This window comes from Variovorax sp. OV084, assembly GCF_900111625.1.
Taxonomy (GTDB): domain Bacteria; phylum Pseudomonadota; class Gammaproteobacteria; order Burkholderiales; family Burkholderiaceae_C; genus Variovorax.
Window position 1 is genome coordinate 33,046 of the sequence record NZ_FOII01000003.1, and the last position, 15,600, is coordinate 48,645.

A 15,600-nucleotide genomic window follows, 5' to 3' on the forward strand; every position below is an offset into this window, starting at 1 on the left:
TCCCTACTTCGGGCGTATGGCGTCCGCCGTCCCCTGGATGAAGGCCTTGATGCTCTCGATGTCGTCCCCCGAGAGCTTGCCCGTGAAGTCGGGCATGCCGCGCGCCATGGCCGGGCCCTTGAGGATGAACTTGTCCAGGTTCGTGATGTAGGCCGGGTCCATGTAGCCGAGGTTGGGAATGTTGCCGCCGCGGTCCACGCCGGGCACGCCGTGGCAGAACACGCAGTTGCTCACGTAGAGCATGGTCCCGGCCTGAACCTTGGCGGGGTCGTACTTCACGCCCTGCACCAGCTTGTCCATGCGGTACTGCACGAAGTCGGGCATCTTGGCCGTGCCGCCCACCGCGAAGGTGTAGACCGTGCCCGGGCCCTGCCGCTCGGTGGCGCGCTGCGCCAGGCCGTACACGCCGCCCCAGCCCACCGCGACCGACACGTATTGCTTGCCGTCGACCATGTAGGTCGAGGGCGCGGCCACCACACCGGTGCCGGTGGGCGTTTCCCACAGCTTCTCGCCGGTCTTCGCGTTGTAGGCCAGCAGGCGGCCATCGGCCGTGCCCTGGAACACGAGGTTGCCGGCGGTGGTGAGGGTGCCGCCGTTCCATGGCGATGCGTAGTCGACGCCCCACGCTTCCTTCTGCGCGACGGGGTCCCACGCCACGAGGCGGCCGAAGGGCTTGCTGGTGGGCGGCTCGACGTTGGCGAACTTGCCGGTGTTCCAGCCCAGCGCGGCATGCGGACGGCCGGGCGCGTTCTGGTCGAACTTCCAGTCCTTGTCGTCCATCAGGTTGATCGGCACGTGCTGCGCTGGCAGGTAGGCAAAGCCGGTCTGCGGGTTGAACGACATCGGGTGCCAGTTGTGCGCGCCGAAGGGGCCGGGGATGCTGTCGCCGGGCTTCTCGTTCTGGCGCGCGGCGGCAATCTCGATGGGCCGGCCGTTCTTGTCGTAGCCGGTGGCCCAGTTCACTTCGACGAAGTTCTTCGCCGAGATGAACTTGCCGCTGGTGCGGTCGATGACGAAGAAGAAGCCGTTCTTCGGCGCATGCAGCAGCACCTTGCGGGCCTTGCCGTCGATCTTCACGTTGGCCAGGATCATCGACTGCGTGGAGGTGTAGTCCCAGTTATCGCCGGGCGTCTCCTGGTAGTGCCACACGTACTTGCCGGTGTCGGGGTTGAGCGCCACCACCGAGCCCAGGTAGAGGTTGTCGCCGCCCTTGGGGCTGCGCGCCTTGGCGGCCCATGGCGAGCCGTTGCCGGTGCCCACGTACATCAGGTTGAGTTCGGGGTCGAAGGCAAAGCTGTCCCATGCGGTGCCGCCGCCGCCGGCTTCCCAGTACTTGCCGCTCGGGTCCCAGGTCTTGGCAGCGCGCGCCATCGATTCGTCTTCGAAGGGCTTGCCCGGGTCGCCCGGCACCACGAACCAGCGCCACTTCTGGTCGCCGGTCTTCGCGTCGTACGCGGTGACGAAGCCGCGCACGCCGTACTCGGCGCCACCGTTGCCGATGATGACCTTGCCCTTGAACACGCGCGGCGCACCAGTGATGGTGTAGCTGCCCTTCTGGCCCTCGATGGTGTTCTTCTCCCAGACCTTCTGTCCGGTGGCTGCGTCGAGCGCGATCAGGCGGCCGTCGTAGGCCGCCACGTAGACCTTGCCTTCGTAGATCGCAACGCCTCGGTTCACCACGTCGCAGCAGCCCTTGAAGCCTTTGGACTTATCGACCTGCGGATCGAAGGTCCACAGTTTCTGCCCGGTGCGGGTGTCGATGGCATGCACCACGCTCCACGAGGCGGTGACGTACATGATGCCGTCCACCACCAGCGGCGTGGCCTCCACGCCGCGCGTCGACTCGAGGTTGTACGACCAGACCAGCCCCAGCTGCTTGACGTTGCCGGCGTTCACCTGGTCGAGCTGGCTGAAGCGCGACTCCGAATAGTCGAGGCCGACGCTGGGCCAGTCGGGTGTTTTCTTCTGCGCCGCGTTGGCGCGGATGAAGCTGCCGTCCACGCGTTTGGTGGCGGCTGCCGCGCGGTCCTGTGCGCTCTGGGCCGTGGCCGCCGTGTTTGCGCCCAGGCACAGCAAAGCGCCGGCGAGCACGAGCAGCCCGGAGTGTGTTTTTTTCATCGCAGGTCTCCTTTGTGGCTCAAGGATGGTCTGTGCGGGCTTCGCATTCATCTTCGGGATTTCCCCAGTCCGGCGCTGTTCCATTGCGGAACACATTCAGCGTTGGTCCCGGACTCGGTCCCTTGCGGGAGGCAGCGAACACCATGGCCCTCGACGGAAGAAGAATCGGCACGGCGGATGCGCCGCGCCAACTCTTTGCCAGCACGCCCGCGCAGCGCGTGGCGCTCGCGCGGCAGCAGTTCTTCGAGGAAGGCGTGCGCCCCTCGGGCCTCGTCGGCGAGGCGGTGATCCAGTCGTGGATGCGCTGCAGCCGCACGCACACCGACCGCCAGCGCATCGTGCCCTTCGACGCGGTCACGCCGAGCCGGCTGCACGCCACGCTCGCGCGCAACCGCGAACTGCTCGAGGTGGCACGGCAGGAGCTGGTGCAGATGGAGCACGCGCTCGCGGGCACCGACTGCCGCGTGATCCTCACCGACAGCGAGGGCGTGCTGGTGCACGTCACGCAGCAGCCCGCCATGGCGCACCAGCCGGTGCTGTGCAAGACCGCGCGCGTGGGCGTGAACATCTCCGAGCGCATCGTCGGCACCACGGCACCGGGCATCGTGGCGAGCACCGGCCAGGCCTGCACGGTCAACGGCGCGGAGCACTACTTCGACGTGCTGTGCCAGATGCAGTGCGCGGCAGCACCGATACGCGACGTGACGGGGCAACTGGCCGGCGTGCTCGACCTCACGGCGGAGGCGCGGCGCTTCGGCTTCGATGCGGCATCGATGGTGGCGCTCTATGCCACGACCATCGAGAACCGGCTGCTGCAGGCGCAGTCGCGCGACCACCTGATCCTGCGCTTCCAGGCCAGCCCCACGCTGCTGGGCACGCCGCTCGAGGCGCTGGCCGGCATCGCGCCCGACGGCACGATCGCGTGGCTCAACAACGCGGGCGCGCGGCTCCTGGGGCGGTTGCCCGAAGCGGCGGACGAGCGCGATGTCGAATGCCTGCTGGGGCATGACCTTGCGAGCCTGCTGCGCCTTGGGCGGCGTGAGGCGGCGCAGCCGCTGCGGCTGGCGAGCGGGCTAGGCGTGTGGGTGCAGGCGCGGCTGAAGGGCGCGGATGGCGTGGACTTCCGGCATGCGGTGGCGATGCCCGGCGAAGCCACGCCGCTGGCCATCGAACAGGATGCGCAGATGCCTGCTGCCGAAGCCTGCGAGCCCGAGCCCCATGCCGAGACAACGCTGCGCGAGCACAGCCGCAAGCTGATCGAGGAAACGCTAGTGGCGCACGGCGGCAATGTGTCGCAGGCGGCGCGGCAGTTGCGCGTGTCGCGCGGCACGCTCTATCGCCGGCTGCGCGGCTGGAAAGAAGACGCCGCGGACTGATCAGGCCGCGGCGCGGGCCAGCGCACGCGCGCGACGCGCCTTCGCATCGGGCTGCAACGGCCGCAGGTATTCGTGCAGCGCCAATGCAGCTGCGCCCACCGCAGGGGCCAGCGCGCCGTAGCGCGCGGTGCGCAGGTCGGGCGCGGGCATGCCGGCATCGTCGGCGTGGCGCTTCATGCTTTCGAACGCCGCTTGCGCAAAGCCGCGATGCTCGGCGCACGCCTTGCCGCCGAGCACGATCGCGCGCGGGTTGAACGTGACCCACAGGTTCTGCAGCAGCACGCCGAAGAAGGCGGCGGCGCGCGGCAGGTCGACCCCCTTGCGCTCCAGCACGCGCGAGCCGAAGAAGGCCTCGGCGCAACCGCGTCGGCCGCACGAGCACAGAGGCCCGTCGAGTTCAAGGATGGTGTGGCCTATCTCGCCGGCCATGCCCTGCGCGCCGGTGAAGAGCCGGTCGTTCAGCACCACGCCAGCGCCCACGCCCACGTCGCAGTTGACGAAGACCAGCGGGTCTTCGCCCTCGCCCGCCGCGAACTCGTATTCGCCAAGCGCAGCGGCATCGGCGTCGTTCTGCAGTTGCACGGTCACGCCAGGCAGGCCAATGGCGGCAAAGGCTTCTTCGAGCGCGGGCAGCAGGCTCACGTTGCGCCAGCCGAGGTTGGGCGCGAAGCGGACCACGCCGGTGCAGTCGTCCACCGCGCCGGGCACGCACACGCCGATGCTCGACAGGCGCAGGCCCAATTGCTCCAGCTGCGCATTCGCGGCGGCCGCCATGCGCGCGACCTGCGCGCACACGCCGGCCGGCGAGCCGTCGGTGAGTGCGTGGGTGTTCGAGTGAAGCACCTCACCCTGCAGCGAGACGCACACGAGGCGCACAGTCTCTACCGCAATCTCCACGCCCATCAGCGCGCGCACGCCGACATTGATCTGCAGTGGCGTCGAAGGCCGGCCGAGCCCGTCGGCCACGGTGGCGCCGGCCTCGCTGAGCCAGCCTTCGTCGATCAGCTCGCGCACCAGCAGGCTCACGGTCGACTTGGTGAGGCCGCTCTCGCTGGCCAGCCGCGCGCGTGACAGGCCGGGCTGCGCGCGCAGCAGCCGCAGCAGCACGCTGCGGTTCATGCGCTTGAGCAGTTGCTGGTCGCCTATCGTCTTCACGACAACATCAGGCGAGCGCGGCGGTGTCGGCGTGATGGGCCTGCTCCTTGCCCTCGGGCCGCTTGCCGGCAATGATCATCCCGAGCACTTCGTCTTCGGTCACGTCGGCGGTACGGTAGGTACCGACCAGCTTGCCGTTCTTCATCACCGCGAGGCGATCGCTCAACGAAAACACGTCGGGCATGTCGTGCGTGATGAGGAAGATGCCCACGCCATCGGCCTTGAGCTGCTTCACGAGGCCGCCGACCATCGCGGTTTCTTCGGGGCCGAGCGCCGCGCAGGGCTCGTCCATGATGAGGATGCGCGCGTTGAAGTACAGCGCACGCGAGATCGCCACCACCTGCCGTTGCCCGCCCGAGAGCCTGCGCACCGGCACGCGGATGTTGGTGAAGTTCTTGTTGAGGCGGTGGAACACCTTGCGCGCCTGCACTTCCATGAAGTGATCGTCGAGCGTGCGCCACGGGGTCATCTTCTCTCGGCCGAGAAAGAGGTTCGACACCGAGTCGAGGTTGTCGGCCAGCGCGAGGGTCTGGTAGATGGTCTCGATGCCCTGGCCCTGCGCTTCGGCGGGCGTGCGGATGTTGACCTTCTCGCCCGCGATCAGCGTGTCGCCGGAGTCGATGGGGTAGGCGCCCGCGAGCATCTTCATCAGCGTGGACTTGCCCGCGCCGTTGTGGCCCAGCAGCGCGACCACTTCGCCGGGGTAGAGATTGACGCTCACGCCGTCCACGGCCTTGACGCCGCCGAAGGCCTTGCGGATTTCGCGCAGTTCCACCAGGGGTCTGGAGGTGTCGATGTCTGCCATTTCAGTTCTCCCCAAACTTGCGGCGATACAGCACGTCGAACACCACGGCCACGATCAGCACCTGCCCGATGATGACCATGCGCTTGCCGATGGGCACGTCGAGCAGCAGCATGCCGCTGTCGAGCGACTGCATGATGAGCGCGCCCAGGACCGACCCGAAGATCGAGCCGCTGCCGCCCGCGAGCGCCGTGCCGCCGATGACGGCCGCCGCGATCACGTACAGCTCCATGCCCGTGCCCAGCGAGTTGGTGCCCGCATTGAGCCGCGCGATCGACACGATGGCCGCAATGGTGACCAGCACCGCCAGCAGCGCGAACAGCATCAGCGTGACGCGCTTGACCGGAATACCCACCAGCGCTGCCGCGTCGGGGTTGCCGCCCATCGCGAACACATAGCGCCCGAAGCGCGTGCGGTGCACGATGAACGACAGCACGATCGCCACCACCGCCCAGATCAGCACCGGAATCGGAATGCCCTGCGGCTCGCTCTTCGATGAGATCTGGTAGTTGTTCATGACCCATGCGAAGGCGATCACCACCGCCACCGGCACCGCGGTGATCAGCACGTCGAGCCACAGCGCCTCGGTCGGCATGTCGTAGCGCTGGCGCGCACGGCGCTTTTGCAGCATGCGCCCGAACAGCACCAGCGCCACGATGGCAGCGAGCACCCAGCTCGCGGTGACGCCGATGCCGCCGTCGTAGCCGCCGCCCAGGCGCTGGAAGAATTCGTCGTTCACCGGCTGCGTCTTGCCGTCGGCCACCAGGAAGGCCGCGCCGCGAAACGACATGAGACCGCCCAGCGTGACCACGAACGACGGCACGCCGAGCACCGCCGTGAGCCAGCCCTGGTAGATGGACACCAGCAGCGCCACCGCGAGCCCCGCGAGGCAGGCCGTGGGCCACGACCAGCCCGAGGTGTATTGCAGGTACGCGATCAGCACGCCGACGAAGCCCATCACCGAGCCGACCGACAGGTCGATGTGGCGCGCCACGATGACCAGCACCATCACGGTCGACACGATGCCGACCACGGCCGTCTGCTGCGCGACGTTGTAGAGATTTTCGGGCGACAGAAACACGCCGCCCGACATGACGCTGAACACCACGGCCATCACGGCCAGCAGCACGCACATCAATATCAGCCGCAGGTCGATGCCCGTGCGGCGCCACCAGCCCGGTGTTGGATTGCTCATTCTTGAAACCCCCAGGGACTACAGGTGCGCAACCTGCCCTGGCCGGGCCCGTGATGGGCCAGCCCGAGGCGGCAGCGTTGCGCGGATGGACGCGCGACCGGCGCGTCCGTTGCTACGGCTTACTTGCAGGCGGCGGGCGCGCTCGCACCCGAGGCGCCCTTGCAAAGCTCGTCCTTCTTGATCCAGCCGGCCTTGACGACCACGTCGAGGTTGTCGCGCGTGATCGGCACCGGCGTCAGCAGGCGCGAGGACAGCGAGATCTTCTTGGCGCCGCCGGCCCAGGGCGCGGCCTTGTCTACCGGCTTGCCGGCGGCCAGCGCCACGGCGGCGGTGGCGGCTTCGCGGCCGAGTTCGCGCGAGTCCTTCCAGATGGTGGCGGTCTGCGTGCCCAGCGCGATGCGGTTGAGCGCTGCGAAGTCGGCGTCCTGGCCCGACACCGGAATGCCGCGGATGCCCTTGGCCGTGAGCGCAGCCACCGCGCCGCCGGCCGTGCCGTCGTTGGCCGCGACCACCGCGTCGACCTTGTTGCCGTTCTTGGTGAGGATCTGCTCCATGTTCTTCTGCGCGACCTCGGGCTTCCAGCCTTCGGTGTATTCGTCGCCGACGATCTTGATGTCGCCCTTCTTGACGGCGGCGTCGAGCACTTCCTGCTGGCCTGCGCGCAGGAAGTCGGCGTTCGGATCGCTCGGCGAGCCCTTGATGATCACGTAGTTGCCCTTGGGCTTGACCTTGAAGACTTCGCGCGCCTCCATGCGGCCGACCTCGACGTTGTCGAAGGTGATGTAGAAGACGCCGGGCGCCTCGATCAACCGGTCGTACGCCACCACGGGCACCTTCTGGCGCGTGGCCTTGGTGACGGCGGGCAGGATGGCGTCCTTGTCCATCGCCAGCACGATGAGCGCCTTGGCGCCCTTGGACATCAGGCCCTCGATGTCACCGAGCTGCTTCTCGGGCGAGCCGCCCGCATCGGCACTGATGTACTTGGCGCCGAGCTTCTCCAGTTGGGCCTTGATGGCAGCCTCGTCGGTCTTCCAGCGTTCTTCCTGGAAGTTCGACCAGCTCACGCCGACCACGGTCTGCGCCATCGCGCCCACGGCCGTAAGACCGAAGGCCATGGCGGCCAGGGTGTGTTTCAGTTGCATCGATGTCTCTCCAATGTTGGTGCGCCCCGCAGGGATCAGCCGTGTAAGAAATTAGTTAGTTTGAAGGGCGAACTAACTATCCCATCGCGGCGGGGCTCTGGGCATCCGGGAATTCCCGGAGCGCATTGCGACCCTTGTCGCGGGATGCGGTCCTACGTTGCGGGCGTGTGCGGCCCGGTACCTTTCGCATCCCTCCCGCCTGGCGGGAGGCCTTATTCCGAACGCTCTCCCGGCCTTTGTCGCCGATGAACAAGGAGACAAGAAATGCTCACAGACATGCTCATGCTCAGGCAGATTGCCGCCACGCGGCTACCCATGGTGATGTCCTCGCGCAAGGACATCGATGAAGTCCTGAAACTGCGTGCAGCCGGACTGGTGCTCGCGCTGGTGCCCTCGGCCGCGGACATCGCGAAGATGCCGGGCCTGCGCGTGGTGCAAGTGTTGGCGGTCACGCAGAAGGGTTTCGAGGCGCTGCAATGCGTGCGCTATCCGGGCGAAGGCGCGCGTGAAAAAGGCCGGGAGGTCCCGGCCTTTTCGTGAAGCGCACGGCCATGGCCGGCTGAAGCATCGGCGGCCCGGCTCAGCCGAGGCGCCACGCTTGCGCCCACACGGCGATGCCGTCGAGCAGTTCGTCGAGCGCCTCCTCGTCGGTGCGCCCGGAGCGCCGGAGCACGTGGAACGAGTGGTCGGCACCGTCGATCTCCAGCACGGTGGCCATCGGCCCGAGCGCCTGGATTGCTGCGTCGAACTGCCGCGGCTCGGCCAGCGTATCGCGCGGGCCGTGTGCAAAGAGCATGGGCACGTCGACGTCCTGCAGATGCGCGGCGCGCGTGATCGACGGCGCGCCCGACGGGTGCAGCGGAAAGCCAAGGAAGACCAGCCCTTCGACGTCCGGCAGCGGCGCCAGCGCCTGGGCCTGCGAGGTCATGCGGCCGCCGAAGGACTTGCCGCCGGCGAAGAGGCGAAGCCCCCCGAAGTGCGCGCACGCGCATGCCACCGCCGCGCGGACCGTGGCATGCGCCAGGGCCGGCGCGTCCGTGCGCTTCCCGCCCTGTTCCATGTAGGGAAACTGGTAGCGCAGCGTGGCGATGCGCCGCTGCGCGAGCCCCTCGGCCACCGCGTTCATGAACGGATGTGCCATGCCCGCGCCGGCACCATGGGCCAGGACCAGGCAGGCATCGGCCGAAGGCGGCGACATTGCCAGCGCGGAAACGGCGACATCCGCCGCCACTGAAATGCCGATTTGCTGCTGCACTGTGGTCATCTGGCCGGTCTTCGAAGAAGGTCGAGGGGTGGCAAAACTATGCAGGCTTGCCGGCAGCGCTGCCACCGCCGTCCGGGCGCAGCCAGCCGAGCACGCCGCCCGCCACCGTCCAGCGGCCTTCGGCGGCATCCATCGCGAAGCGGGCCCGGCTGTGCGAGAACGGCCCGGGGTTCTGCTGCACGATCTCGATCTCGCGGTCCGTCACGCCGGCCACGATGGCGACGTGCCCGTAGGGGTTGAAGAGCGTGGGCGCGAACACGATCAGGTCATTCACCTTCGGCGGCTCGGACTGCGCGTTCCGGTACTGGCGCAGCCCGCGCTTGCCATTCAGGGCGCCGTGCGGTGTGGCCGGGTCGTAGAAATCTCTGGCGTGGCCATAGGGGTCCGGCATCCGGTGGGCGAAACGCTCGAAGTAATAGCGCTTGACGAACTCCACGCACTGGTACTTGATGCCCAGGTTGTAGCCATCGCGGAACAGGTTGCGTCCCTCGGAGTTGTTGACGCCGCCGTTGTAGTAGACCTTCACGCCGTTGAACTCGTCGACCACCGAGCCCACTTCCCGCGACGGATTGAGATTGAGATAGGTCGCAGCCCCGTACACGGACACTCCAGTCGCGACGAACGCCCCGGCGACCAGGAGCGCAATGACGGTCCGGCGCCGGGCCGCGGGGCTCAGCATCCGCAGCCCCCTGCCGCCGGCCGGTCTGGCGATACGTCGATGGCGGTTTGCGCGATGTTCGCGGCGGGTGTCGGGGCTATGGATCGGAAGCGCATGGGACGCGGGTCGGGTCGGATGAAAGCCCCGAGGATAGGCGAGCTCCGTCGGATCCGCGCATGCCGGAGGTCACGCGCCGCGTGCTCAGTCGATGAGCTGCGTCTTGATGGCGTAGTAGGTCAGGTCGCTGTTGGTGGAGAGGTTCATCTTCTCCATCAGCCGCGTGCGATAGGTGCTGACGGTCTTCACCGACAGCGACAGCGCCTCTCCGATGGCGCCCACCGATTCGCCCTTGGCAAGCTTCAGGAACACCTGGAACTCGCGCTCCGACAGATGCTTGTGCGGCGGCGCGTTGTCCTTGCGCTCCAGCTGGCCCGCGAGCAGTTCGGCCACCGACGGCGAGATGTAGCGGCGGCCCAGCGCGACCGTGCGTATCGCCTTGGCGATTTCATCGGGCTCGCATTCCTTGTTGAGATAGCCCGAGGCGCCCTGGCGGATCAGGTGCACCGCGTAGTGCTCTTCCGGGTAGCCGCTGAGAATCAGCACGCCAAGGTCCGGCGCCTTGGCGCGCACCATGGCGAGCGCATCGATGCCGCTCTGGCCGGGCATGGACAGGTCCATCACCAGCACATCGAGGTCGGCGGTACGCACGAGATCGATGGCTTCGCGACCGGTGCCTGCTTCGCCGGCAACGCGGAAGTCGACGAATGTAGAGAAGAACGCCTTCAGGCCTGTGCGAACGACGGCGTGGTCGTCGACGATGCCGATCTTGATCATGGTATGTGCCTCCTGGCAGGTGGATGGCCGCGAGCAAGCGGAAGGAGGACAGGACGATGCCACACGCGTTCGCGGATCGAAGGCCCGCGGCACAGGTCGGGCGCTCGTCCTGCAACCGATTGCCGAGGCGTCTTTCAGTGGCGTAGGAATCGAGGCCGCTATCGGTCGTGCGACTGTTCGCCGCGACACGTTCGGGAAAACTCTGGGGAAAGTTTTGGCACAAGGGACCGGTTGTCCACCGCCGGCCCGATCGCCCTTAAGTTGTTCCTTTTTCTAGGCAGCCCCGAAAGCAGAGGTGCGCACAGCGAAGCAGGCAGCGCAAGTCGTTGTCAGCCATGGAAAAAAGCACAGTTTCCACAGCGGGGGTTTACCCTTATCTACTACTACTATCTCTAATAAGAAAAATAAGTAGAGAAGAAGGGACCGGCCTGGCGAGCAACAGTCAGGCCGCGAAGCCGCCGTCGATGTTCAGGCTGGCACCGGTCACGAACGCGGCTTCGGGGCTGGCCAGGTAGCCGACCATGCCGGCGATTTCTTCCGGATGGGCATGGCGGGCCAGTGCCATCAGGCCGTGCATGGCGGCAGCGTTGGGGCCGTCGACCGGGTTCATGTCGGTGTTGACCGGGCCGGGCTGCACGTTGTTGACCGTGATGCCGCGCGGGCCGAGGTCGCGCGACAGGCCCTGGACCATGCCGACCAGCGCCGACTTGCTCATCGCATAGGCGCTGCCGCCCGGCCAGGGCATGCGCTCGGCGTTGGTGCTGCCGATGTTGATGATGCGGCCGCCTTCGCCCATGTGGCGTGAGGCCGCCTTGGCCGCGACGAACACGGCGCGCACGTTGACGTTCAGCGTCTTGTCGAAATCTTCGAGCGAGAAGTCGTCGAGGGTGCCACCGAGGAACACTCCGGCGTTGTTCACGAGGATGTCGATCTTGCCGAAGGCGCGGGCCGCTTCGTCGATGCCGGCGGTGAGCGCGGCAGCGTCGGCGCTGTCGATCTTCAGCGCGAGGGCGCGGCCGCCTTCGGACTGGATGCTGCGCACCAGTTCGTCGGCCGGGGCGGCCGAGCTGGCGTAGCTGAAGGCCACGGCGGCGCCGTCGCGTGCCAGGCGGCGCACGATGGCGGCGCCGATGCCGCGCGAACCGCCGGTGACGAAGGCGACCTTGCCGGCCAGGACGGGGGAAGAAGAAGCAGTGCTGGAAGTCATGATTTTTCCGATCAGTTGAAGGAGGACGGGAGAAAGAAGACCTTCAGTGTCGGCATTTCATTCCCTCGGCGGTAGCCATCAATTGGCGCAATCAAATTCAACCTAAAGTTGAAGATGAGAATGAAAATGCGGCCATGGAACCGCTCAATCACCTCGAATCCTTCGTGCAGAGCGCGGAGGGCGGCAGCTTCTCGGCCGCCGCCCGGCGCCTGGGGCTGACGCCGGCCGCGGTCAGCAAGAATGTGGCGCGGCTCGAGGCGCGGCTGGGCGTGCGGCTGTTCCAGCGCAGCACGCGCAGCCTCACGCTGACCGAGGGCGGCGAGCGCTTCCTGGCGCAGATCGGCCCCGCGCTGGCCACGCTGCAGGAGGCCGTGGCCGGCATCGACACCGACGACGGTCAGCCCGCCGGCACGCTGAAGGTGAGCATGGGCCAGGCCTTCGGGCGCGAGCACGTGCTGCCGCTGATGGGCGACTTTCTCGCGCGCTACCCGGCCATCCTGCCGGACTGGCATTTCGACAACCAGCAGGTCGACCTGGTCGGCGAGGGCTTCGACGCTGCCATCGGCGGCGGCATCGAGCTGTCGGCCGGGCTGGTGGCGCGGGAGCTGGCGCGCATCCACGTGGTGGCGGTGGCGTCGCCGCGCTACATGGAGGGGCGCAAGCGGCCGCGACACCCCTCGGATCTGGTGGAACTCGACACCCTGCTGCGCCGCTCCTCGCCCACGGGGCGGCTGCGCAGCTGGACGCTGCGGCAGGCACGCGGAGAGGAGGTCACGGTCGATCTGCCCCGGCCGCGCGCGATCTTCAACGACCCCGAAGCCATCGCGCATGCCGCGCTGATGGGGCTGGGTGTGGCGATGCTGCCGATGCCCTTCGTGGAGCGCGGGCTGCGCAGCGGCGAACTGCTGCGGCTGCTGCCCGAATGGCACCAGGACGCGGGCGCCGTGTGGCTCTACTACCCGAGCAAGAAGCTGCTGCCGCCGAAGACGCGCGTGTTCATCGACTTCGTGCTGGAGCGTTTTCGCAACGAGCGGTTTGCGCAGCGCATGCAGGTCGCCTGAGCCGACCGTGCGTCGACCCACCGGCTCACGGGGTTTTCACCCGCGACGCCCGTGGCGCGCACCTGTACAAACGCGCGCATGACTTCTTCTTTCCCTCTCTTCAAGCCCAGTCGCCGCACCGCGCTGGCCGCATCCGTAGCCACCGCCCTGACCCTGATGGCCGCCCCTTCGTGGGCCCAAGGCACCTGGCCGACCAAGCCGGTGCGCATCGTCGTGCCCTTTGCGGCTGGCGGCACCACCGACATCCTGGCGCGCGCCGTGGCGCCCGAACTGTCGAAGGCCTTCGGCCAGCAGTTCATCGTGGACAACCGTGCGGGCGCGGGCGGCAACGTGGGCGCCGAGATCGTGGCGCGCGCGCCGAACGACGGCTACACGCTGCTGATGGGCACGGTGGGCACGCACGGCATCAACCGCGCGCTGTACCCCAAGCTGCCCTTCGACCCGATCAAGGACTTCGCGCCCATCACGCTGGTGGCCGCCGTGCCGAACGTGATGGAGATGAACGCCGACAAGGCCAAGACGCTGAACATCCGCAACGTGCAGGACTTCATCAAGTACGCCAAGGCCAACCCGGGCAAGCTGAACATGGCCTCCAGTGGCAGTGGCACGTCGATCCACCTGGCGGGGGAGCTGTTCAAGAGCATGACGGGCACCTTCATGGCGCACATCCCGTACAAGGGCTCGGGCCCGGCGCTGCTGGACATGGTGGGCGGCAACGCCGACGTGATGTTCGACAACCTGCCCTCGTCGATGGCGCAGATCAAGGCAGGCAAGCTCACCGCCCTGGCCGTGACGAGCGCGCAGCGTTCGCCTGCCCTGCCGGACATTCCGACCGTGGAAGAAGTGGGAGGCCCGTCGCTCAAGGGCTTCGAGGCGAGTTCGTGGTTCGGGCTGCTGGCACCGGCCGGCACCTCGCCCGAAATCGTGAACCGGATTCAGCAGGAAGTGGCCAAGTCGCTGGGCACGCCGGCCATCAAGGAAAAGATGCTCGCGCAGGGCGCGATTCCGAGCGGAAATTCACCCGCCGACTTCACGAAGCTCATTGCGAGCGAGCACGTGAAGTGGGCGAAGGTCGTCAAAGACTCAGGCGCGAAAGTCGACTGACGGAGCTCAGGTCTTCCAGGTCACGTCTTTCTTCTCGGCCAGCGAATCCTTGAGCATGTGAAGCAGCGGGATTGCACGCTGGTGCAGCCCGACATGCTGCTTCTCGGCCTCGTTGGCGTGGCCTTCGACGGCGTAGTCGTCGTTGTTGTGGGCGTTGGAGCCCTCGCGCGCCAGCGCGGCTTCGATGGCCGCGATGGCGCCGGGGATCTGCTCGACCGTGATGATGCCCTGCGGGGCCGCCGACTTGCCGACGATGTCCAGCAACTGGCGCGCATGCACTTCGAGCATCACGAAGTCGGGGGAGGCTCGGGACTGGAATCGATAGAGCATGGTGTTTTCACTCACTTGTAGATGTAGTCACGGGCAAAAGGGTACACCGATTGCGCGCCGCGCAAAACGCCGTGCTCGACCTTGCCGTCGGGCCTGGTGGACAGCATCTGGTGCAGCGAGATCCAGCCCTGCTCGAAGCTCATGGCCGAGCCCGCGAGGTAGAGGCGATAGGCCCGCAGCACGCGCTCGGCGTTCTCGGCCTGGCGGCCGCCGTTGCGCTGCAGCACCTCGCGCGCGGTGTCGAGCTGCGCCTCGAGTGCATCCGACCAGGCCCAGAGCGTGCGCGCATAGTGCGGGCGCAGGCTCTCGGTGTCGACCATCTCCAGGCCGGCCGCGGCCGTCTCGCGCAGCACGTGCGTCACGTGCAGCAACTCGCCGCCGGGGAAGATGTATTTCTCGATGAAGTCGCCCATGCCGGCGCCCAGCTGGCGGTAGTTGAGCTCGCCCGAAGTGATGCCGTGGTTCATCACCAGGCCGCCCGGCTTCAGCAGCGAATGGATCTTGCGGAAGTAGGTCGGCATGTTGGCCGCACCCACGTGCTCGAACATGCCGACCGACGAGATCTTGTCGAAGGGCTGGTCGACCGACAGCTCGCGGTAGTCGCGCAGTTCGACGCGCACGCGGCCCTGCAGGCCCTTCTGCTCGATGAGCCGCTGCACGTAGGCATGCTGGTTCTTCGACAGCGTGATGCCGGTGGCGTCCACCCCGTAGTGCTCGGCCGCCCACAGCAGCAGCGCGCCCCAGCCTGAGCCGATGTCGAGGTAGCGCTCGCCCGGCTGCAGCATGAGCTTGCGGCAGATGTGGTCGAGCTTGGCTTCCTGCGCCTGCGCCAGCGTGAGGTCGGGCGTGCGGAAGTAAGCGCATGAATACACGCGGCGCGGGTCCAGCCACAGCGCGTAGAAGTCGTCGGAGACGTCGTAGTGGAACTCGATCTGGGCCGCGTCCTTGCGCAGCGAATGCGAACCGTGGGACTTGGCCCGGTGCTGCAGGCGGCTCCACCAGCCGGTGTCGGTTTCGGCGGGGTTGCCGGGCAGCATGCCGACGGTGGCGTCGATCAGGTCGCGCATGGCGCCCTCGATCTGCACCTTGCCCTCGACATACGCCTCGCCGATGGCTCCCACCTGTCGGGCCGCCAGCTTGGCGAGCACCGTCCACTCCTTGAAGGCCAGGGTGACGCGGGCTCCCGCCTGGGCAACGCGCCGGCCATCTGGCAGCTCCAGCGCGATGGGGACAGGCAGCGAAGCCAGCTGCGACTCGATCTTGGGTATCAAGTTTTGCATGGGGCCCATGGTATTGATTTTTCCAAGTTTTTGCATGACTACCCGTGTCAGCGGGGGCCGCGAGCGGCACGCCG

15 protein-coding genes are annotated in these 15,600 nt (G+C 67.4%); 4 read left to right on the plus strand and 11 right to left on the minus strand.

The features are described from left to right. Positions 1–3: 3 nt before the first annotated feature. The gene (locus tag BMW87_RS10205; RefSeq protein ID WP_093076130.1) at positions 4–2,118 is read right to left on the minus strand and encodes a PQQ-dependent dehydrogenase, methanol/ethanol family; all 2,115 of its coding nucleotides are present in this window, start codon (positions 2,116–2,118) and stop codon (positions 4–6) included. A gap of 143 nt (positions 2,119–2,261) precedes the next feature. On the opposite strand from BMW87_RS10205, the gene BMW87_RS10210 reads away from it, so the two are divergent. After that, on the plus strand, positions 2,262–3,494 hold the full coding sequence (locus tag BMW87_RS10210) for a helix-turn-helix domain-containing protein (protein ID WP_093076131.1): 1,233 nt from the start codon (positions 2,262–2,264) through the stop codon (positions 3,492–3,494). Here the strand turns inward: BMW87_RS10210 and BMW87_RS10215 are convergent, their stop codons facing one another. The 4 genes from BMW87_RS10215 to xylF all read right to left on the minus strand — a co-directional run bounded on the left by BMW87_RS10215 (position 3,495) and on the right by xylF (position 7,788). Further along, entirely contained in the window at positions 3,495–4,649 is a 1,155-nt protein-coding gene (locus tag BMW87_RS10215) for an ROK family transcriptional regulator (RefSeq protein ID WP_093076133.1), read from the minus strand. It lies immediately after the preceding gene. Between the two features lie 7 nt (positions 4,650–4,656). Beyond that, the gene (locus BMW87_RS10220; RefSeq protein ID WP_093059350.1) at positions 4,657–5,454 is read right to left on the minus strand and encodes an ATP-binding cassette domain-containing protein; all 798 of its coding nucleotides are present in this window, start codon (positions 5,452–5,454) and stop codon (positions 4,657–4,659) included. Position 5,455: 1 nt separating this feature from the next. Then, entirely contained in the window at positions 5,456–6,646 is a 1,191-nt protein-coding gene (locus tag BMW87_RS10225) for a sugar ABC transporter permease (protein ID WP_093076134.1), read from the minus strand. A 119-nt stretch (positions 6,647–6,765) separates the two neighbouring features. Then, positions 6,766–7,788, minus strand: coding sequence for a D-xylose ABC transporter substrate-binding protein (gene xylF, locus BMW87_RS10230; RefSeq protein WP_093059354.1), 1,023 nt, complete (start codon positions 7,786–7,788; stop codon positions 6,766–6,768). 264 nt (positions 7,789–8,052) lie between these two features. On the opposite strand from xylF, the gene BMW87_RS10235 reads away from it, so the two are divergent. Further along, entirely contained in the window at positions 8,053–8,328 is a 276-nt protein-coding gene (locus BMW87_RS10235; protein WP_093059356.1) for a hypothetical protein, read from the plus strand. Positions 8,329–8,368: 40 nt separating this feature from the next. Here the strand turns inward: BMW87_RS10235 and BMW87_RS10240 are convergent, their stop codons facing one another. From BMW87_RS10240 to BMW87_RS10255, 4 genes are all read right to left on the minus strand, one after another. Beyond that, on the minus strand, positions 8,369–9,052 hold the full coding sequence (locus BMW87_RS10240) for an alpha/beta hydrolase family protein (RefSeq protein WP_093076136.1): 684 nt from the start codon (positions 9,050–9,052) through the stop codon (positions 8,369–8,371). Between the two features lie 37 nt (positions 9,053–9,089). Further along, the gene (locus BMW87_RS10245) at positions 9,090–9,653 is read right to left on the minus strand and encodes a CHAP domain-containing protein (protein WP_256216724.1); all 564 of its coding nucleotides are present in this window, start codon (positions 9,651–9,653) and stop codon (positions 9,090–9,092) included. Between the two features lie 258 nt (positions 9,654–9,911). Further along, positions 9,912–10,544, minus strand: coding sequence for a response regulator (locus tag BMW87_RS10250; protein ID WP_093076139.1), 633 nt, complete (start codon positions 10,542–10,544; stop codon positions 9,912–9,914). Between the two features lie 442 nt (positions 10,545–10,986). Continuing rightward, positions 10,987–11,751, minus strand: coding sequence for an SDR family oxidoreductase (locus BMW87_RS10255; RefSeq protein ID WP_093076140.1), 765 nt, complete (start codon positions 11,749–11,751; stop codon positions 10,987–10,989). A 134-nt stretch (positions 11,752–11,885) separates the two neighbouring features. Here BMW87_RS10255 and BMW87_RS10260 point away from each other — a divergent pair, with 134 nt between their 5' ends. Further along, entirely contained in the window at positions 11,886–12,812 is a 927-nt protein-coding gene (locus BMW87_RS10260; protein ID WP_093059360.1) for a LysR family transcriptional regulator, read from the plus strand. A 78-nt stretch (positions 12,813–12,890) separates the two neighbouring features. Continuing rightward, a complete protein-coding gene (locus BMW87_RS10265; RefSeq protein ID WP_093076142.1) occupies positions 12,891–13,916 on the plus strand; it encodes a Bug family tripartite tricarboxylate transporter substrate binding protein in 1,026 nt (341 codons plus the stop codon). Positions 13,917–13,922: 6 nt separating this feature from the next. Here the strand turns inward: BMW87_RS10265 and BMW87_RS10270 are convergent, their stop codons facing one another. Next, positions 13,923–14,246: a DUF1840 domain-containing protein gene (locus BMW87_RS10270; protein WP_093059364.1), complete on the minus strand. Its 324-nt coding sequence runs from the start codon at positions 14,244–14,246 to the stop codon at positions 13,923–13,925. Between the two features lie 11 nt (positions 14,247–14,257). Further along, on the minus strand, positions 14,258–15,526 hold the full coding sequence (locus tag BMW87_RS10275; protein WP_093059430.1) for an SAM-dependent methyltransferase: 1,269 nt from the start codon (positions 15,524–15,526) through the stop codon (positions 14,258–14,260). Positions 15,527–15,600 lie beyond the last annotated feature (74 nt).